The sequence below is a fragment of the Micromonospora sp. NPDC047644 genome (assembly GCF_040704315.1).
In the GTDB taxonomy this organism is placed as follows: Bacteria; Actinomycetota; Actinomycetes; order Mycobacteriales; family Micromonosporaceae; genus Micromonospora.
This window is the reverse complement of record NZ_JBEYSY010000002.1, coordinates 526,894-543,818: the sequence shown is the minus strand read 5'-3', so window position 1 is coordinate 543,818 and position 16,925 is coordinate 526,894. Positions and strand designations below refer to the sequence as shown.

Genomic DNA, 16,925 nt, shown 5'->3' with positions numbered 1-16,925 from the left:
GCGAGCGGACGGGTGAACGCCATGTCGGTGCTGATCGAGCTGGGTGACGACAGGGGCGCGCCCCTGGACGAGCGCCGGCCACCACCGCAGGTGTCCCGACGGTGGCGGGTGGCGGTGCTGGTGGCGGCCTGTGTGCTGCTGCTCGGCGGTGCCGCCCCGGCCGCGCGCCTGACGCCGTCGCCCGGGCCGGCGCTGCCCGCCCGGGCGACGGTGCTCGGCGCGGGGCCGCTCCTGCTGGTCGTCGACCCTGAGCCGAACCCGCCGACGCTGAGCGCGTACGACTCGGCCGCACCGAACGGACCGCCGCGGTGGCAGGTCACCGTGCCGCCCGCCGCCGGGTGGTCCGCCGAGGTCGCCGGGGATGTGTTGCTGCTGGTCGAGCGCGACCAGGCGCTCGGGGCACGGATGACCACCGGGCGGTCGTTGCGGACCGGCGAGCCGTTGTGGCGGCGACCCGAGCGGGTGTACGCGGCCGGGGACGCGGCGGTCGCGGTGAGCGAGGTGCGCAGCGCCTCCGAACCGGGTCGGCGGGTCGAGGGCACGGTGCACGGCGTCGACCCGGCCACCGGCGCGACCCGGTGGTCGGTCCCGCTGCCGTCCACCGCGGTGCTGCGGGCGCTGCCCGGCCTGCCTGGGCGGGTGCTGCTGGTGCAGGACGACGGGTTGGTCCGGCTGCTCGACGCCCACGACGGCACCGAACGTGGGCGGGGACAGCTTCCACCGGCCGACTACGGCCCGGACAATCCCCAGGTCGTCGGGGCGCACCTGGTGCTACGCCACCCGCGCGGCGGAGCGGTGGCGCTGACCGGTTACGACCTACCCGGGCTGGTGCCGCGCTGGTGGTCGCCGGTGCAGCCGGGTGAGCTGATCCTGCGGCCCTGCCAGGGTCTGCTCTGCGGTCAGGACGAGCAGGGACGCTGGGCGATCGACGCGGGCAGCGGGGTGCGGGCGTGGACGTGGCCGGGCGGGGCGCGCTGGCGAACGGTCGCTGGCCCACGGGTCGCCACGGAACCCCTGGTGGTGCTGGGGATGGCCGCCGACGGCAGGCGTTCCCTGGTCGCGACGGTGGGGCGCGACGGTCATCGGGTGTCCGCTGTGCTCCCGGCGGGTGTGACCGACTGTCGCCGGGTCGGGGCCGGGTTGATCTGCCGCGACGGCACGGCCCGCGTGACCTTCTGGCCCCTCGACGCCCCCTGACCCCGGGTCAGCCGCGACGACGCGACCGGGCGGCCCACACCGCGTACGCCGGGTCGCGGTCGAGGTTGTGCCGGTCCCGGTCGTAGCGGCGGGTGGTACGCGGGTCGGCGTGCCCCATGGCGTCCTGCACGTCCTCCAACGGCACGCCCTCCGAGCGGGCCGTGGTGGCGAAGGCGTGCCGTAGCGAGTGTGGGGACAGCTTCGCCCAGGCCGGGATGCCGGCGGCGCGGGCGAGCCGACGGACCATCCGGAACACCGAGTGCCGGTCCAACCGGGCACCGCTGGCGGTGACCAGCAGCGGGCCGGTGAGCTGCGGCACCGGCACACCGGTGGTGGCGGCCCGCTGGGCCAGGTAGGCGTCCAGGGCGTGCCCGGTGCCGGGGGTGAGGGCGCGGCGGCGTTGTTTGCCGCCCTTACCGACGAAACGCACGCTCCGGTGGCCGCGTTCGGTGCCGAGGTCGGTCAGGTCCAGCGAGATCAGCTCGCCGACCCGCAGGCCCAGGTCGGCGAGGAGCGCGAGGGCCGCCCGGTTGCGGACGGCGGTCGCGCCGGTGTCCGCGTCGGCGGCACTGAGCAGGGCGTCCACCTCCTCGGGGGTGAGCCCGACGGTGGCGGAGTGGTCCCGGTCGACGCGGGGGCGGTCGGCGCCGGAGACCGGGTTGGCCGGCACGGCGCCCAGTTTGACCAGGAAGTCGTACCAACTGGACAGCGCCGAGAGCCGGCGTGCGACGGTCGCCGGGGTCAGTGGGCGGCCACTGCGGGTGCCGACGCTGCTCTCCAGGGCGCGGGCGTATTCGTTCACGTGCAGGAACGTGGCCCGGAGCGGGTCGAGGTCGTGACCGCCGCACCAGGTGAGCCAGCCGGTGACGTCACGTCGGTAGGCGTCTCGGGTGTGCTCGGACAGCCGCCGGTTGCGCAGCCACGCCTCGGTGACCTCGACCGGCCCGCTCGGCAGCGCCGGTGGCGCGGACGGGCGGGCGAGCACCGGAGCGTCGGAGAACACCATGTGAAAAAGGCTCTCAGCCTCGGGTGGGATCGGCGTGCAGGCGCGCCGATCCCACCCGTCACCGTGTCGGGTCAGGCGTTGATCTCCCGGCGAGCGGTGCCGTTGGCCTGGATGGTCACCCGGCGGGGCTTGGCGCGCTCGGCAATCGGGATGCGCAGCGTCAGCACCCCGTTCTCGTAGCCGGCCTCCAGCTTGTCGGTGTCGAGCGTGTCGCCGAGGAACAGTTGCCGGGTGAAGGTGCCCATCGGGCGTTCGGCGGCGACCAGCTCGACGCCGTCGCCGGCGGCGCGGCGACGCTCGGCGCGGACGGTGAGCACGTTGCGCTCGACGGTGCAGTCGATGCTGTCCGGGTCGACGCCGGGCAGGTCGAACGCCGCGTAGAAGTGGTCGCCGTCGCGGTAGGCGTCGAGGTGCATCGTCGCGGGTCGGGCCGCCGTACCGAAGAACTGCTCGGCGAGCCGGTCGATCTCGCGGAACGGGTCGGTACGCATCAACATGGTCATGCCTCCTCGGATCTCCTGGCCGAAGGTGATGAGTTGAGCCGGGGTGACTCAACTTCCTCTTCTTATTTAGCGCCTTCGGGAGCGTTCGTCAACCGCTTCTCGAACCAGTGCTCGGCGTCGTGGGCTCGCCGACCCGCAGCAGCGGCCAGTCGGCCAGGTCCCGCAGCAGCTGCCGGTCGTGGGTGGCGACCACGACAGCGGCACTGGTCGCGCGGATCGCGGCGGTCAGCTCGTCGGCCAGCGTCGACGACAGGTGGTTGGTCGGCTCGTCGAGCAGGATCACTGTGGGCCGCCCGGCCAGCACCAGCGCCAGGTCGAGGCGGCGCTGCTGCCCCTGCGACATCCGCCCGACGGGCGTACGCATCGCGGCGGAGTCCAGCAGCCCGAGCGATCCGAGCGACACGGCCTCGGCGGCGGGCAGCACCCCGGCGGACACCAGTCGTCCCACCTGGCCGGCGTACACCTCGTCGGCGGTGAGGTCGGGGGCCTGCCCGGCGGTCTCCTGGGTGAGCCGGGCGACCCGGGCCTCCCTCGCCGTCCAGGTCTGCCCGGTGCAGGGTTCGAGCGCGCCGGCGAGCACCGCGAGCAGGGTGGACTTCCCGGCGCCGTTGGGCCCGGTGACGAGCAGCCGGTCACCGCCGTCGATGGTGAGGTCGAACCGACCGGCGAGCCGCCCCTCGACGGCGACACCGTGCGCGCGCACCTGCGGCGCGCCCTGCCGTACGCCGAGGTCCGGCAACCGCAGCGTCGGCGGTGGTTTCGGTACGTCGATCCGGTGCGCCCGCAGCGCGTCCTGCTGCCGGTTGAGGGCCTGCACGACGCCCGGCGCGCGGGACTGGCGCTGGTGCTTGCCGGTCCCCTTGTCCGGCCGCCAGCCGGTGGAGAGCCGGTCGCGGGCCTTCGACACCGCGTCCTGGAGTCGTCGATGCTCGGTCTGCTGTTGCTCGTACTCCTGCTCCCAGTGCTCCCGCTCGCGACGGCGGGCTTCCTGCCAGGCGTCATAACCGCCGGCGTGCAGCCGCGCCTTCGCGTCGGGGGTGGGGTCGAGGTCGAGGAACCGGTCCGCGACGTCGCGCAGCAGCGCCCGGTCGTGGCTGACGATGGCGAGACCGCCGTCGTGCTCGCGGAGCCGGCGGGTCAGGAAGTCCAGGCCGTCGGCGTCGAGGTGGTTGGTCGGCTCGTCGAGCAGCAGCACGTCGTGGCGGGCGCCGAGCAGGCACGCCAGCCGCACCCGGTAGCGCTGCCCCACCGACAACGTCGCCAGGGGGCGGTCGCGGTCGGTGCAGGCGTCGAGGGCTTCCAGTGCCACGTCGACGCGGCGTTCGGCGTCCCACGCGTCGAGTCGGGTGGCCGCGTCGAGCGCGGCGGCGTAGCGGTCCTCGGCGCTCGGGGCGCCGGCGGTCAGGGCGAGAGTCGCCTCGTCCAGCGCGGCGAGGGCGGTGAGCGACGCGGCGAGGGCCTCGGACGTGAGGGCGCCGATCGTCTCGCCGTCGCGGGCGGGTAGCTCCTGGCGGGCCAGTCCGATCGTGCCGGCCTGCCGCACGGTGCCGCTGTCCGGCGTGATCAGCCCGGCGAGGACGTGCAGCAGCGTCGTCTTGCCGCGACCGTTCTCGCCGACGACCGCCACCCTCGAACGGGCGGAGACGGTGACCGAGACGTCGGTCAGGACGCGACGGGACCCACGGGTCACTGTGACGTCGGTGGCGCGGACATGCGCGCTGCCGGCCTCGACGGGCCGGGACATGGTTTCGGGGCTCGGTGTGAGGTTCAACGGGTGCTCCGCAGCTCGCGATGGAGCCGGGCAGCGACTGACGGCCGCCCGGCGGGAACCGGGACGGCGAGCGCGAAATCAGCAGAACGAAGGCGCCGCCGTCAGCGGGCGGAGCGCACCTTCTGCGACCAGATACCTCGTGCCATGACGGCGATGGTAGCAACCTCGACGCGTCGACTCCTCACCATTGTCGAGGTTCAGAGCCGCTGGTAGATGCCGTGCTCGCGGGTGAGCAACTGCTCGTCGATCAGATACCGGCGCAGCGTCGCGTGATCCGACCCGCCCGCGGCGCACCACGGCTTGAGCGCGTCGTCGACGGCCCGCTCCGGATAGCGGGTGCCCGGCTCGAACGACTGCTCGGCGATGTGCGCGAGCAGGACCCGACGCCGGCCGCGCTGCGCCGGCAGGCTCACCAGGACGCCCGCCCGCAGGAAGGTCCGCAGCACCGGGTCGACGCCGTGCCCGGCGTCGTCGGCCGGGCGGCTGTCACGCGCGGCGGCCCGCAGCGACGCCTCGTCGGCCGCGAGCGCGCCGTCCGCGCCGGCGACCAGACCCGCGTCGGTGAGCCGGCGGACCCCGGTGAGCACCACCCGCGCCGGCAGGCCGGTCCGTGCGGCGACCTCGGTCGCGCTGGTCGCACCCAGCACGATCGCCGCGAAGATCCGTCGCCGTCCGTCGTCGGCCAGGGCCCCGGCCAGCACATGCGCAGTCACGCCGGTCACCCTCGCATCAACGGTACGCGCGCCGCCAGGCGATTTTCGGCCCCGCTCAGTCGGCCTGCGGCGTGCTCGGTGGCTCCTCGGCGACGAGCAGCACCCGACGCAGCAGGGTGCTGAGGAACCGCCCTCGTTTCCGGCGTACGGCGACTCACCTGGCCGACCACTCCGCAACCGCAACCGGCCGCCGCCGTCCGTTGACCATCGATCGTCGACGCGCGGTGACCGACGACCGGGCCTACCCACGACGAAGGCTCCTGGCGCTGGCCGGGAGCCTTTTGTTCGATGTGGTCGGTCAGCCGGCGTGGCGGGCCATCGTCAGGAAGCCACGCCACGACTGCGCGCTGAAGATCAGTGTGCCGCCGTCGCGGTCCTTCGTGTCGCGGACCAGGACCACGCCGGGAAGGTTGTCGGCGACCTCGACGCAGTCACCGCCGTTGCCGCCGCTCCTCGTGCTTTTCCGCCACCGCGCACCGGTCATGTCCATGAGGCTGCCGCTTCTCTGAGAAGGTCCAACGAACGCCCTCGGGGCAGTGCCTCGCCGCGAATGCGCTCCCACCGTCGTTCCAGGCTAACAAGATCCGACGTTTGATCGAGGATCTGCGCCTGCGCCGCACTGTCGACGTGCGCGACCCGTGACCCGTCCGGCATGTCGGCGATGGTGAACGGTCCGTCGAGGCCGGGGTAACTGGGCGCGTCCGACGGAACGATGTGCAGCTGGATGGTGCCGGTCTCGGTGTAACCCACCAGGCGTGCGAGCTGTGCCGCCATCAACGTCCGGTCGTCACCGACGCGCCGCCTCAGCACCCCCTCGTCGAGTACGGCGATCAGCAGTGGCCCGCCGCTGTGGCCGAGAATCGCCTGCCGGGCGATGCGTGCGTCGGCAAACTCGGCGACCGCCTCCGGCGACAGCACCCCACCGGCCAGGGTCGCCCGCGCGTACGCCTCGGTCTGCAGCAGTCCGGGAACCCAAGCGAGCTGAAACGACCGCAGCGTCACGGCCTCACGTTCGAGGTCGACCCACGGCCGGAACCACACCGGCTCACGACGACGGACCACGTCCGGCCACAGCGCGTCGGCGTCCTTCGCCAGCAGGCCCGCGACCGTCGCACGGTGGCGGCTCTGAGGAATGTGGCCCGGGTTCGCCCACCTGGCGACGGTCTTCGGGTGCACGCCGAGCTGGCCCGCGAGGCTCTCGGCGGTGTGACCCGCCGCAGCCAGCGCCGCGACAAAGGCATGGTTCATGGCATCCCTCCCCTGGAACAAATCCGCTGCGCTGAAGAGGTTACGTAACGCTGTGTGTTTGTCCAGCAACCACCGGCAAAGTGCGGTGTAGAGCGCGCCGTAACAAGGAGGAAGCTGTGCAGAACGGGGTACGGGACACTCTCAGAGCCGGTGACGTGGTCCTGTTGACCACCGCCGCGAGCGTCCAATTCATCAAGCCGATCGTCGTGCGAGTCATCCGCGAACTGCCCGACCGGCACACCTACGAGGGTTGGCTCTGGCTCGACGCCTACCAACTCGACAGGAAGGGAGAAGCCGTCGCGCGCCGCGAGCTCTACGTGCGGCGCGCCGGGGTGCGGGCTGCGTCCGTACCCCTTCGTCGCCGCGCGATGGTGGGGGTCGGCTGATGCCCGAGCGACCGAAGCACTCCCCGCTGCGACCGTCCTGGCGCTGCCCGGTCTGCGGCATCCTGTGGCCGTGTTCGGCCGCGAAGCTGCGCCTGCTCGGTGAGTATCGGGAGGACCGGCCGGGCCTGTTGGTTCACCTGGCGAACATCCAGGAGGAAGCCACCGCCGATCTCACCAGGCTCAACCCGGACGTCGCACTGCCCGATCTGACCCCGCGTTTCGTCGGCTGGGCCGAGGCACGGTGAACGACGGGCCCGGCGGAACGGATTCGGGCACAGTTGCCGGGACCGGTAAACCTCGCGAGCGCACCCGGTGTCTTGCTGGTTGACGAGGCCGGGAGGTCAGATGAGGGATTCGCGCGGGGCGGAGTTCGACGACTTCGTTCGCACACGGTCGGCGGTGCTGTTGCGGGTCGCCTTCCTGCTGACCGGGGACCGGCACGCCGCCGAGGACCTGCTCCAGGAGGTGCTGGAGCAGGTGTACGTGCGCTGGCGGCGGGTGCAGAGCAGCCCGGAGGCGTACGCGCGACGGGCCCTGGTCAACCGGTCGATCAACCGGTGGCGGTGGCGGGCCCGTCGTCCGGAACAGTCACTGGGCGAGCATGACGGGGTGGCCCGGGACCACGCCGACGCGGTGGCGGTTCGCGAACTGGTCGTCGGGGCGCTGCGGGCGTTGCCGGCTCGGCAGCGGGCCGCTGTCGTGCTCCGCTACCTGGAAGACCTGCCGGTCGTCGACGTTGCGGCGGCGATGGGCTGTTCAGAGGGTGCGGTGAAGAGTCACGCCTCCCGTGGGTTGGCTCGGCTGCGAGAGGCGCTGGCCGGGTCGAACCTCGTCATACCCATCACTGGAACCGGGGGTTCGCGATGACCATGAACGACAGTGACGTGCGCGGCATCCTGCATCGCGCGACGGATGACCTGGTCAGCCCGCCGGGCCTGCTCGCCGAGGTGCGTCGGGGCGGCCGGCGGCGGGTGGTGCGCCGACGGGCCGTGTTGGCGGCGCTCTGCGCGGCCGTGGTGGTCGTACCCGTGGCTGGCGTCCTTGACCTGCCCGGGGACGCCGGGAACACCCGTGCCGCGTCACCGCTGCTCGACCAGCCGACTCGCGGTGATCTCGCCGCCGACGAGGGATACCTGCGGCAGGTCCGCCAGGTGTGGCAGCGCCGGATCAAGGAGGTCGGGGATCGGACGCGCGGCGAGCCGCACGTCGTGTGGGCAGGAGGTACGCCTGCTGGCCCGGCCGCCTACGTGGCCCACCCCACCGCGCACGGCACGACCGTGGGGTTCGTCGAACCCACCGCCGGCGGCCCGCGCGTGCGCACCCTGACGCAGGCCACCGACGGCGAAACAGACGGCCTTGAGCAGGCGGCACTGCTCGGATCGCAGCGCGACGTGCTCCTGGTGCTGGACTTCGGGCAACCGGTGGAGTTCTCCGCGCACCTGCGGTCCATGCCCGACGGCAAGGTCGAGCGGACCTTCGAGCCGGTGGTGTTCCGAGACGGAGCGGCGGTGTTGTCGGTGCCGCCACAGCGCACGAAGCTCACCGTCGCGGTCTCCCGGACTCCCGTGGAACGGCGAAACGCGATTCATATCGACGGTACGAGCGAGATCCTCTTCCCCGACAACAAGGATCGGCCCGCACCACCGCTTCTGCGCCACACGTTGCCCGGCGCGGAGCAGGTCTGGGGCACCGACCCGGCTGCCGCAGAGGTGAACGCGCCGACCGAAGCCCTCGCCGACTACATCGACCCGGTCGGGGCACACACGCACAACGGCTCTCCCCTCCTGTGGGTCTACGGGGCGACCCCCGACGGCCGGCGGCTGCTCGTGGAAACCGTCCAGTACGACGACGACCCGTCGCGCGTCGTCGCGCTGCTCGCCCGCAAATATTTTCCGTTCGAGGCGGTGGCCAGCACCACAGCGGACTGGTCGGCGCCCCTGCCTGTGCGGCTACGACTGCCCGACGAGCAGGGCGTTGTCGTCGCCTCCGAGGGGTCAGCGCTGAGCTTCCGGGTCGGCGACGGCCAGTGGCAGGACGCCGGCCGCGACGCGGCGCTGCTGCCCGCGACAGCGACCGAGGTACGGGTCACCGACGCCAGCGGCGCCACCACCACCGTCCCGGTCAGTTCCTGACATCAGCTCCCGACAACGGTAAATACGGTGCTCACCGGCGCTTCGATGGCTACCTTCACCTATCAGTGGCACGACGTCTCACCGCGACGCTCGGCGACAGGGGATCTTCGACATGTCCGGTGCGGCGTCCGCCACGGCCGACGCCGCACCGTCGCGTCCCACCGAGCTGCTTCGCCGCAACAGACCGTTCCGAACGCTCTTCTCGGCACGGCTCGTCTCGTACGCGGGCGATTCACTCAGCCTTGTCGCGCTGATCTTCCACGTGGCCGAGACGACGGGACGAGGGCTGGCGGTCGCCCTTCTGCTCCTGGTCGGAGATTTCGCGCCATCCCTGCTGGGTCCCTTCACCGGCGCCCTCGCTGATCGGCTCGATCTCCGACGACTGATGGTCGTCTGCGAGCTGGTCCAAGCTGCGGTCCTGCTGGTCATCGTGCTGACAATGCCCCCGCTGCCGATGTTGTTGGCCCTCGTCGCGATTCGCGCCACCGCGTCGCAGCTCTTTCAGCCGGCGTCGCGGGCGGCAATGCCCGCGCTGGTCGAAGACCGTGACCTGGAGACCGCCAACTCCACCCTCGGGTTCGGCTCCAACGCGGCGGAGGCGGTCGGCCCCCTGCTCGCCGCGGCTCTGTTCCCCCTGGTCGGACTGCGTGGCGTGCTGCTCGTGGACGCCGTGTCGTTCCTGGTCTCGGCCGTGCTGCTCGCGACGCTCCCCTCCCTTCCGCCGACGACCGGCGACGAGCGCCAGCCGTCCCTGCTGCGACAGGCCAGAGCGGGCCTCGGCTATCTGTTGAGTGTTCCGACGGTGCGGGTGATCTTCCTGGGCTTCACCGCGGTGGTCGCCTTCAACGGGGTCGACGACGTGGCCCTGGTGCTGCTGGCCAGAGACACCTTCCACGTCGGCGAATCAGCGGTCGGGCTTCTGCTGGGCGCCGTCGGTGTCGGGCTGGTGGCTGGTTACGCCATGCTGTCCAGGTGGGGCACCAGGGCGTCGATGCCGCTGCTGCTGATCGCGGGTTTCGCCGTCAGCAGTGTCGGCAACCTGCTGACCGGGCTCGCCTGGGCCGTCGCCGCCGCGATCGCCCTGCAGGCACTCCGTGGCTTCGGGTTGGCGGCCATGGACGTCGCGTCCAGCACGTTGCTGCAACGTACGGTGCCAGTGGGCATGCTCGGCAGGGTCTTCGGCAATCTGTACGGTGCGATCGGGGTCGCCGCCGCGACGTCCTACCTCGCCGGTGGTGTCCTCCTGGACGCCACATCCGCCCCGGTGACACTGTTGGTCGCGGGCGTCGGCGGGCTGGTGGCCACCGGCGTCGTCGCGCTGCGACTGCCGAGAGCGATGCGACGCGCCGACCTTAATGGTGCGACGCCGACACCATCCGCGCCGCGCATCGAGTGAATCCGTGATCAGACCGGGCCGTCGGTGCGCAGCCGTGCGTGCAGGTGCATGTCATGCCAGCCGTCGGCGTGGCGAACCGACCCCCGGAGCACGCCCTCCACCGGAAAGTCGGCCCGCGCGGCCACCCGGCACGACGCCGTGTTGGCCGTCGAGTGCTCCAGGGCCAGCCGGTGCAGACCGGCCCGGGTGAGACTCCACCGGGTCAGTGCCCTCAACGCCTCGGTGGCGATACCCCGACCACGCGCGGCGGGAACCAACCAGTACGACAGGTGCGCCGCCGCCTCGGCCAGCAGCACGCCCCGCAACCCCACCTGACCCAGCGGCCGGTCGTCGGCGTCGACGATCGCCCAGCTGGCGGCCGTCTCGTCACGCCAACGGTCGGCCCACTGCGCCGTCCACACCCGCGCCTCGTCGTCGCCGTCGATGCGGCGGACGTGCCACCGCTGGATCTGCGGACAGTCGAAGGCCGCCCGGACGGCCGGGGCGTCGTCGTCGCGCCACGGCCGCAGGGTCAGCCCGGGACGGACCGGAAGGTGGGGTTGCTCCTGGGCGGCGAGGCTCCCGGCGGGCAGGGCTGGTGCGACGAGCAGCGGCATCAGCCCATTATCGAATTTCACTCCCCGGTCGGTCCGCCGGCCAGTTCGGCGACCACGTCGAGGTGGCCCAGGTGGCGGGCGTACTCCTGCACCAGGTGGAACAGCACCCGCTCCAGCGACGCCGGGTCCGCGTCTCTCCACCGCGGGCCCGGCGCACCGATCTCGGCCAGGTCGTGTGCCGTCACCACGGCCGTGGTGTGCGCGCCCTGCGCCCGCAGCGCCGCCACCAGGTCCGCGCGGGTCTCGTCGGGGGCGACATACCACCGGTCGTCACGACGGTCTCTCCACGGATCGGCGACGTCCCGGCCCTCGAAGCCCCACTCGATCCAGCGTCGCTCGACGTGGCGCAGGTGGGTGAGCAGCTCCAGTGGCGTCCACCCGGACGGCAGCCGGCTGCGCCGCAGCTCCGGCTCGGCCAGCGCCGACACCTTGGCCACCATGGACTCGCGGAAGTAGTCCAGGTAGCGCAGGAAGACCTCGGTGCGGCTGCCGGCCGGGTCGGTGGGATCGGGAAACGACGTCATGATCCGGCCGGCAGGTCACGGCCACGCTGACGCACCCCGGCCGCGCCGTACGGGTAGTCGCCCACCAGCGGGGCGCTCGCCTCGTCCAACAGCCGCATCTGCTCGGCGTCGAGGACCAGGTCACCTGCGGTCAGGTTGTCGTCGAGCTGGTCGGTGGTCCGCGCCCCGAGAATCACCGAGGTGACCGCCGGTCGGGCCGCCAGCCAGGCCAGCGAGACCGCCGACATGGACACCCCCCGGTCATCGGCGACCTGGCGGACCGCGTCGAGCACCCGCCAGGTGCGCTCCTCGGCGTTGCGACCCGCGTACGCCTCGACACCGCGCTGCGGGTTCTCGCCGAGTCGGGTCGCGCCGGTGGGCGTGGTGTCGCGCTGGTACTTGCCGGTCAGCCACCCGCCGCCCAGCGGTGACCACGGCAGGATGCCGATGCCCTCGTTCTCGCAGACCGGCACCAGCTCGAACTCGATGTCCCGGGCCAGCAGGTTGTACTGCGGTTGCAGGGTCACGATCGGGGTGAGGTTGAGGTGCTGGGTGAGCAGTGCGGCCTTCTGCAACTGCCAACCGGTGAAGTTGCTGACTCCCGCGTAGCGAATCTTGCCGGCGCGGACCGCGTCGTCGAAGAACCGCAGCGTCTCCGGCAGCGGGGTCAGCGGATCCCAGGCGTGCGCCTGGTACAGGTCGACGGCCTCGACGCCGAGACGGCGCAGGCTGGCGTCCAGGGCGCGGGTGAGGTGCACCCGGGACAGGCCGGCGTCGTTGGCCCCCGACCCCATCGGGAAGCGCCCCTTGGTGGCGATCACCAGGCGGTCGCGCACGTCGGGTCGGCTGCGCAGCCACCGCCCGATGATGTCCTCGGAGACGCCGGTGGAGTAGACGTCAGCGGTGTCGATGAAGGTGCCGCCGGCCTCGACGAACCGGTCCAGTTGGGCGAAGCTGCCGGCCTCGTCGGTCTCCGCGCCGAAGGTCATCGTGCCCAGACACAGGGTGGACACCACGGTGCCGGTGTTGCCCAGAGTGCGATAGCGCATATCGTCCTTTCGGTCCGAGTGACAAAGCTGATCTTCGCACCCGCCTCGGCCACCCGCATTCGGTACGGTGCCGAATGCCGGTTGGGGCACCCACGCGGCGACGCCGCCAGTCATCATGAGCGGGTGAGCGAGCCCGCGATCGAGATCGACCGACCTCAGCGGCCGACCCAGTCGCCGCCGTCGGGGCAGCCGCCGGAGCCTGGCGTTCGCACCCGCGGCCCGTGGCTGGTGGCCGCCGCGACCTCAGTGACGCTCCTGCTGCTTGCCGGCCGTTACGGCTACCACCGCGACGAGCTGTACTTCCTGCTCGCCGGTCGACACCTCGACTGGGGCTACGTCGATCAGGGGCCGCTCGTGCCGGTGCTGGCCCGGCTGCTCGACACGATCGCCCCGGGCAACCTGGTGGTGCTGCGTACCCCGTCGGCGGTGCTGGCCGGCGGCGCGGTGCTGCTGGTCGCCGCCATCGCCCGGGAGTTGGGCGCCGGCCGGGGCGGGCAGCTCTTCGCGGCGGTCCTCGCCGCGCTCTCCGGCATCGTGCTCGCCAGTGGTCACCTGCTCAGCACCACCACCGTCGACCTGCTGGTCTGGCTGCTCGCGGCGTGGTGTGCGGTGCGGTTGCTGCGCACCGGTGACAGCCGCTGGGCGCTGGGGATCGGGTTGGCGATCGGTGTGGGCATGCTCAGCAAGCTGCTGCCGGCGCTGCTGGCCGTGGGCCTGGTCGCCGGGGTGCTCATCGCCGGGCCACGCCGGCTGCTGCGCGACCGGTGGGTTCTCGCCGGGGCCGGGATCGCCGTGCTGCTGGCCGCGCCGAACCTGATCTGGCAGGCGACCAACGGTTTTCCGCAGCTCGGCGTCGCCGGGTCCATCTCCGACGGCGACAGCTCCTACAGTGGCCGGCTCAACGCGTTGACGCTCCAGTTCGTCATCATCAGCCCCTACGCCGTGCCGATCTGGATCGCCGGTCTCGTCGCGCTGCTTCGCCGTCCGGTGTGGCGGGCCTACCGGGCGGTGGGCTGGGCGTGGTTGGTGGTGGTCGGCATCGTGCTGATCGGCGGCGGCAAGGGTTACTACGACGCGCCGCTGTTGCTGGTCCTCACCGCGGCTGGTGCGGTCGTCACCGTGGCGTGGGCCGCACGGGGGTCACTGTGGTGGCGTCGGGGGGTGCTCGCGCTGGGTGTGGTGCCGTTCCTGCTGCCCAATGTCGTGCTGCTGCTGCCGGTGCTGCCGGCCGACCGGTTGCCCGCCTTCGTGGTCGACGTCAACTACGACGCCGGAGAGACGATCGGTTGGCCGGAGTTTGCCGACTCGCTCGCCACCGTCCATCGGGGTCTGCCGCAGCACGAGCGCTCGCGGGCGGTCATTCTGACCGGCAACTACGGCGAGGCGGGCGCGGTGGCCCGGTACGGGCCGGCACGTGACCTGCCCCGGGCGTACTCCGGGCACAACAGCATGGTCGACTTCGGCCGGCCGCCCGCCGACGCGGACGTGGTCATCGCCGTCGGCTGGGCTGGTCCCGCGCGGTTGAACGAATGGTTCGAGTCGTGCACGCAGGCCGGCTGGGTGGACCAGCGGGTCGAGGTGGAGAACGACGAGAACGGCGGCCCGATCTTCGTGTGCCGGGGGCTGCGGCGTCCGTGGGCGCAGATCTGGGACACCGAGGTACGCCACGCCGGCTGACCGTGTTCGCCCGGCTCTGCCGGGCCGGGTCAGGCTCCGCCGGTCAGCCAGGCCTGGATGCCAACCAGCGCCTCGGGGCCGGAGGTGGCGTCGACGTCCCGGGCGAGATCGGCGATGGTGACCGCGGCGAGCGCCTGGTGCCACGCGTCCTCGGCCGCCCACATGGCGCGGGACACCGGGCACGGCGTGGTGCAGGCGTCGGCCGGGGTCGCGAAGGGGCCGCGCTGGCGGATCTCCGTGCAGACGAAGCTCGGGCCGGGACCGTCGACGGCCCGGACCACGTCGAGCAGGGTGATGCTTTCCGGCGCGCGGGTCAGCACGTAGCCGCCCGACTTGCCCTGCACGGAGTGGATCAGGCCGGCGCGAGCGAGGGCCTGGAGCTGCTTGGCGAGGTAGCTGCTGGAGACGTCGTGCAGTTCCGCCAGCTTGGCCGCCGAGACGGGCGTGTGGCTGGCGGTGAGCACCACGCAGCAGTGCAGCGCCCACTCGACCCCGCCGGACATCTTCATGACGTCACCCTAGTCACTCCGTTACTCAGACTCGTTGTGTCCGAGTATAGTTTCTCGGACAAGGAAGGTCCGAGTATCGGCTGGGCTTCAGCGGTCGGACCACACGTGACGGGAAGGTGCATGGGCATGAAGATCGCCGTACTGGGCGGGACCGGCCTCATCGGGTCGCAGGTCGTCAAGATCCTGCAGGCTGCGGGCCACGAGGCGGTGCCGCTCTCGCCGTCCACCGGGGTGGACCTGCTCACCGGGCAGGGCCTGTCCGACGGGCTCGTCGGCGCCGAGGTCGTCGTCAATCTCACGAACTCACCGACCTTCGACGAGGCCTCGCCCGCCTTCTTCCAGACGACCATGGACAACCTGCTGGCCGCCGCCGCTCGCGCGGGCGTCGGCCACGCGGTGATCCTCTCCATCGTCGGCGTCGACCAGGTGCCGGACCTGGACTACTACCGCGCCAAGACCCTCCAGGAGGAGATCCTCACCGCCGGTCCGATCCCGTACTCGATCGTCCGCGCCACCCAGTTCTTCGAGTTCGTCGAGTCGATCATGTCCTGGACGGCCGACGACACCACCGTCCGCCTGCCCAGCACGCCGGTGCAGCCGATGGCCGCCGCCGACGTGGCCCAGGCCGTCGCCGAGGTCAGCATGGGCGCGCCCCTCAAGGGCATCCGCAACGTCGCCGGCCCGGATGTCTTCGCCCTCGACGAGCTGGGGCGCGTCACCCTCGCCGCCCGCGGTGATGAGCGCACCGTCACCACCGACGACACCAGCGGCATGTTCGCCGCGATGTCCGGTGACGTCCTCATCGCCGGTGACGACGCCGTCATCGCGCCCACCGCCTACCGGGAGTGGCTCGGCCGCCAGGCCTGAGGGCTGTGCCGCCCTGCGCGCCACGGCGGCGCGCAGGGCGCGCGCCTACCCGAGTGCTGTCACGAGGCGGATGAAGTCGTCCGCGCCGTGGCCTCCCTCGATCACCCGCCGCGTCTGCCCCTCGACCGCGCGGATGACCGTCGCGTCGATGCCATGCGACTCGGACGTCTCCAGGATGTGGGCGATCGACGACGCCGCCGAGGTGATCGGGTTGTCGTGTGAGGAAAAGTCGCCGCTGTCCACGCTCACCGCCGCCTGCGCGAAAATCGGCGGCAGGATGGTCGCGATGCCCGCCGCGAAGGGCGCCAGCTCACCGGCGGTGATCCCCTCCGCCTTCGCCACGGCGAGCGCGTGCGCGTACCCCGCCATCGCGGTCCAGAAGATGTCGAGGAGTGCGACGTCGTACGCCGCCGCCCGCCCGATGTCCGCCCCGAGGTGGGTGTGGGTGCCGCCGAGCAGCTCCAGCACCGGCCGGTGCCGCTGGTAGAGATCGTCCGGCCCGCTGTGCAGGAACACGGCCGAGACCGTCCCGATGGTGGCGGCCGGCGTCATGATCGCCCCGTCCAGGTAACCGATGCCGTGCCGCTTCGCCCAGACCGCAGCATCCCGAGCCCGGTCCGGGGTGTCGGCACTGAGGTTGACCAGGGTGCGCCCGTGCAACGCGGCGGCGACCGGTTCCCGGCGCAGCACGCTGTCCGCCGCGGCGTTGTTGACCACGCAGATCACGGTCAGCTCGCCAGCGGTGACGGCTTCCTCGGGCGAGCGGGCCGCGACCGCGCCGCGGGCGACCAGCTCGGACTCCCGGCCGGGCGTACGGTTCCACACCGTGACCGGCAGGCCGGCGTCGAGGAACGCGCCGGCGAGGGCCTGGCCCATTGGGCCCAGACCCAATACGGTGACAGACTTTTCGTGGGACGACATGGAGCAACCTTTCGTACCTGACGGATGGACCGAGAGGGATGAGAGATGACGCGGGCACGCGCCCAGGACACCGAGGTATGCGGGGTGACCGCCGCGATCGCCGTGATCGACGGCAAGTGGAAGACGGCACTGCTCTGGTTGCTGGAGTCGGGCCCACGCCGCCCCGGCGATCTGCGGCGACAGATGCCGGGCCTGAGCGAGAAGGTCCTGACCCAGGCACTGCGCGAAATGGAGGCCGACGGGCTGGTGCACCGGGAGGTGTATCCCGGCATGCCACTGCGGACCGACTATTCCCTGACCGCGTTCGGCCAGGACCTGGCCGACGCCCTGGGCCCGCTGTCCGACTGGGGCCACCGCCGCCTGGAACAAATCACCGCAACCCACCCCTCTCGTAGCGAACCGGTCGTTCCGGCTCGTCTGTAGAGCCTCGTACGACCGCGCCTCGGTGCCA

The 16,925-nt window shown here is 72.0% G+C and carries 20 protein-coding genes; 9 read left to right on the top strand and 11 right to left on the bottom strand.

Translation table 11 applies throughout. The annotated features are described in order from the left end of the window. The first annotated feature begins 21 nt into the window (after window positions 1-21). Window positions 22-1,197 carry a PQQ-binding-like beta-propeller repeat protein gene (locus AB0877_RS05745; RefSeq protein WP_366606987.1) on the top strand — a complete coding sequence of 392 codons (1,176 nt, stop codon included), beginning with the start codon at window positions 22-24 and terminating at the stop codon, window positions 1,195-1,197. A 7-nt stretch (window positions 1,198-1,204) separates the two neighbouring features. Here AB0877_RS05745 and AB0877_RS05740 read toward each other — a convergent pair whose 3' ends face one another. From AB0877_RS05740 to AB0877_RS05715, 6 genes are all read right to left on the bottom strand, one after another. Beyond that, the gene (locus AB0877_RS05740) at window positions 1,205-2,203 is read right to left on the bottom strand and encodes a tyrosine-type recombinase/integrase (protein WP_366606985.1); all 999 of its coding nucleotides are present in this window, start codon (window positions 2,201-2,203) and stop codon (window positions 1,205-1,207) included. A gap of 71 nt (window positions 2,204-2,274) precedes the next feature. Beyond that, on the bottom strand, window positions 2,275-2,700 hold the full coding sequence (locus AB0877_RS05735; protein WP_366606983.1) for an Hsp20/alpha crystallin family protein: 426 nt from the start codon (window positions 2,698-2,700) through the stop codon (window positions 2,275-2,277). A 94-nt stretch (window positions 2,701-2,794) separates the two neighbouring features. Then, window positions 2,795-4,477 (bottom strand): ABC-F family ATP-binding cassette domain-containing protein, encoded by a 1,683-nt coding sequence (locus tag AB0877_RS05730; protein ID WP_366606981.1) that lies wholly within the window; start codon window positions 4,475-4,477, stop codon window positions 2,795-2,797. Window positions 4,478-4,674: 197 nt separating this feature from the next. Next, window positions 4,675-5,190: a DUF2087 domain-containing protein gene (locus AB0877_RS05725; protein ID WP_366606979.1), complete on the bottom strand. Its 516-nt coding sequence runs from the start codon at window positions 5,188-5,190 to the stop codon at window positions 4,675-4,677. A gap of 298 nt (window positions 5,191-5,488) precedes the next feature. Then, the gene (locus AB0877_RS05720) at window positions 5,489-5,680 is read right to left on the bottom strand and encodes a DUF397 domain-containing protein (RefSeq protein ID WP_366606977.1); all 192 of its coding nucleotides are present in this window, start codon (window positions 5,678-5,680) and stop codon (window positions 5,489-5,491) included. Beyond that, window positions 5,671-6,438: a DUF5753 domain-containing protein gene (locus AB0877_RS05715; protein WP_366607118.1), complete on the bottom strand. Its 768-nt coding sequence runs from the start codon at window positions 6,436-6,438 to the stop codon at window positions 5,671-5,673. Before AB0877_RS05715 ends, AB0877_RS05720 begins: the two co-directional genes overlap by 10 nt. A 116-nt stretch (window positions 6,439-6,554) precedes the next feature. Between AB0877_RS05715 and AB0877_RS05710 the strand changes: the two genes are divergently transcribed. The 5 genes from AB0877_RS05710 to AB0877_RS05690 all read left to right on the top strand — a co-directional run bounded on the left by AB0877_RS05710 (window position 6,555) and on the right by AB0877_RS05690 (window position 10,352). Next, window positions 6,555-6,824, top strand: coding sequence for a hypothetical protein (locus tag AB0877_RS05710; RefSeq protein WP_366606975.1), 270 nt, complete (start codon window positions 6,555-6,557; stop codon window positions 6,822-6,824). Next, window positions 6,824-7,069: a flavin reductase gene (locus tag AB0877_RS05705; RefSeq protein WP_366606973.1), complete on the top strand. Its 246-nt coding sequence runs from the start codon at window positions 6,824-6,826 to the stop codon at window positions 7,067-7,069. Before AB0877_RS05710 ends, AB0877_RS05705 begins: the two co-directional genes overlap by 1 nt. Window positions 7,070-7,169: 100 nt before the next feature. Beyond that, entirely contained in the window at window positions 7,170-7,691 is a 522-nt protein-coding gene (locus tag AB0877_RS05700; RefSeq protein WP_366606971.1) for a SigE family RNA polymerase sigma factor, read from the top strand. Next, complete coding sequence (locus AB0877_RS05695; protein ID WP_366606969.1) at window positions 7,688-8,956, top strand: hypothetical protein; 1,269 nt, start codon at window positions 7,688-7,690, stop codon at window positions 8,954-8,956. The genes AB0877_RS05700 and AB0877_RS05695 overlap by 4 nt, the downstream gene beginning before the upstream one ends. A gap of 112 nt (window positions 8,957-9,068) precedes the next feature. Then, a complete protein-coding gene (locus AB0877_RS05690; RefSeq protein ID WP_366606967.1) occupies window positions 9,069-10,352 on the top strand; it encodes an MFS transporter in 1,284 nt (427 codons plus the stop codon). An 8-nt stretch (window positions 10,353-10,360) separates the two neighbouring features. On the opposite strand, the gene AB0877_RS05685 is transcribed toward AB0877_RS05690, so the two are convergent. The 3 genes from AB0877_RS05685 to AB0877_RS05675 are packed head-to-tail and all read right to left on the bottom strand — an operon-like array spanning window position 10,361 to window position 12,500. Continuing rightward, the gene (locus AB0877_RS05685) at window positions 10,361-10,948 is read right to left on the bottom strand and encodes a GNAT family N-acetyltransferase (RefSeq protein ID WP_366606965.1); all 588 of its coding nucleotides are present in this window, start codon (window positions 10,946-10,948) and stop codon (window positions 10,361-10,363) included. A gap of 17 nt (window positions 10,949-10,965) precedes the next feature. Further along, on the bottom strand, window positions 10,966-11,472 hold the full coding sequence (locus AB0877_RS05680) for a DUF664 domain-containing protein (RefSeq protein WP_366606963.1): 507 nt from the start codon (window positions 11,470-11,472) through the stop codon (window positions 10,966-10,968). After that, on the bottom strand, window positions 11,469-12,500 hold the full coding sequence (locus tag AB0877_RS05675) for an aldo/keto reductase (RefSeq protein ID WP_366606961.1): 1,032 nt from the start codon (window positions 12,498-12,500) through the stop codon (window positions 11,469-11,471). Before AB0877_RS05675 ends, AB0877_RS05680 begins: the two co-directional genes overlap by 4 nt. 123 nt (window positions 12,501-12,623) lie before the next feature. Between AB0877_RS05675 and AB0877_RS05670 the strand changes: the two genes are divergently transcribed. After that, complete coding sequence (locus AB0877_RS05670) at window positions 12,624-14,177, top strand: glycosyltransferase family 39 protein (protein ID WP_366606959.1); 1,554 nt, start codon at window positions 12,624-12,626, stop codon at window positions 14,175-14,177. Between the two features lie 29 nt (window positions 14,178-14,206). Here the strand turns inward: AB0877_RS05670 and AB0877_RS05665 are convergent, their stop codons facing one another. Then, complete coding sequence (locus AB0877_RS05665; RefSeq protein WP_366606957.1) at window positions 14,207-14,686, bottom strand: Rrf2 family transcriptional regulator; 480 nt, start codon at window positions 14,684-14,686, stop codon at window positions 14,207-14,209. A 126-nt stretch (window positions 14,687-14,812) separates the two neighbouring features. Here AB0877_RS05665 and AB0877_RS05660 point away from each other — a divergent pair, with 126 nt between their 5' ends. Further along, on the top strand, window positions 14,813-15,553 hold the full coding sequence (locus AB0877_RS05660) for an NmrA family NAD(P)-binding protein (RefSeq protein ID WP_366606955.1): 741 nt from the start codon (window positions 14,813-14,815) through the stop codon (window positions 15,551-15,553). A gap of 45 nt (window positions 15,554-15,598) precedes the next feature. Here AB0877_RS05660 and AB0877_RS05655 read toward each other — a convergent pair whose 3' ends face one another. Further along, the gene (locus tag AB0877_RS05655; RefSeq protein WP_366606953.1) at window positions 15,599-16,474 is read right to left on the bottom strand and encodes an NAD(P)-binding domain-containing protein; all 876 of its coding nucleotides are present in this window, start codon (window positions 16,472-16,474) and stop codon (window positions 15,599-15,601) included. A 45-nt stretch (window positions 16,475-16,519) separates the two neighbouring features. On the opposite strand from AB0877_RS05655, the gene AB0877_RS05650 reads away from it, so the two are divergent. After that, window positions 16,520-16,897, top strand: coding sequence for a helix-turn-helix domain-containing protein (locus tag AB0877_RS05650; RefSeq protein WP_366606951.1), 378 nt, complete (start codon window positions 16,520-16,522; stop codon window positions 16,895-16,897). The last annotated feature ends 28 nt before the right edge of the window (window positions 16,898-16,925 follow it).

Coding starts and splice junctions, on each gene's coding strand:
- AB0877_RS05705 (WP_366606973.1), top strand. CDS start 6,824: ATGCCCGAGCGACCGAAGCACTCCCCGCTGCGACCGTCCTGGCGCTGC.
- AB0877_RS05715 (WP_366607118.1), bottom strand. CDS start 6,438: ATGAACCATGCCTTTGTCGCGGCGCTGGCTGCGGCGGGTCACACCGCC.
- AB0877_RS05660 (WP_366606955.1), top strand. CDS start 14,813: ATGAAGATCGCCGTACTGGGCGGGACCGGCCTCATCGGGTCGCAGGTC.
- AB0877_RS05655 (WP_366606953.1), bottom strand. CDS start 16,474: ATGTCGTCCCACGAAAAGTCTGTCACCGTATTGGGTCTGGGCCCAATG.
- AB0877_RS05650 (WP_366606951.1), top strand. CDS start 16,520: ATGACGCGGGCACGCGCCCAGGACACCGAGGTATGCGGGGTGACCGCC.
- AB0877_RS05745 (WP_366606987.1), top strand. CDS start 22: ATGTCGGTGCTGATCGAGCTGGGTGACGACAGGGGCGCGCCCCTGGAC.
- AB0877_RS05690 (WP_366606967.1), top strand. CDS start 9,069: ATGTCCGGTGCGGCGTCCGCCACGGCCGACGCCGCACCGTCGCGTCCC.
- AB0877_RS05720 (WP_366606977.1), bottom strand. CDS start 5,680: ATGGACATGACCGGTGCGCGGTGGCGGAAAAGCACGAGGAGCGGCGGC.
- AB0877_RS05685 (WP_366606965.1), bottom strand. CDS start 10,948: ATGCCGCTGCTCGTCGCACCAGCCCTGCCCGCCGGGAGCCTCGCCGCC.
- AB0877_RS05665 (WP_366606957.1), bottom strand. CDS start 14,686: ATGAAGATGTCCGGCGGGGTCGAGTGGGCGCTGCACTGCTGCGTGGTG.
- AB0877_RS05675 (WP_366606961.1), bottom strand. CDS start 12,500: ATGCGCTATCGCACTCTGGGCAACACCGGCACCGTGGTGTCCACCCTG.
- AB0877_RS05700 (WP_366606971.1), top strand. CDS start 7,170: ATGAGGGATTCGCGCGGGGCGGAGTTCGACGACTTCGTTCGCACACGG.
- AB0877_RS05735 (WP_366606983.1), bottom strand. CDS start 2,700: ATGTTGATGCGTACCGACCCGTTCCGCGAGATCGACCGGCTCGCCGAG.
- AB0877_RS05695 (WP_366606969.1), top strand. CDS start 7,688: ATGACCATGAACGACAGTGACGTGCGCGGCATCCTGCATCGCGCGACG.
- AB0877_RS05680 (WP_366606963.1), bottom strand. CDS start 11,472: ATGACGTCGTTTCCCGATCCCACCGACCCGGCCGGCAGCCGCACCGAG.
- AB0877_RS05740 (WP_366606985.1), bottom strand. CDS start 2,203: ATGGTGTTCTCCGACGCTCCGGTGCTCGCCCGCCCGTCCGCGCCACCG.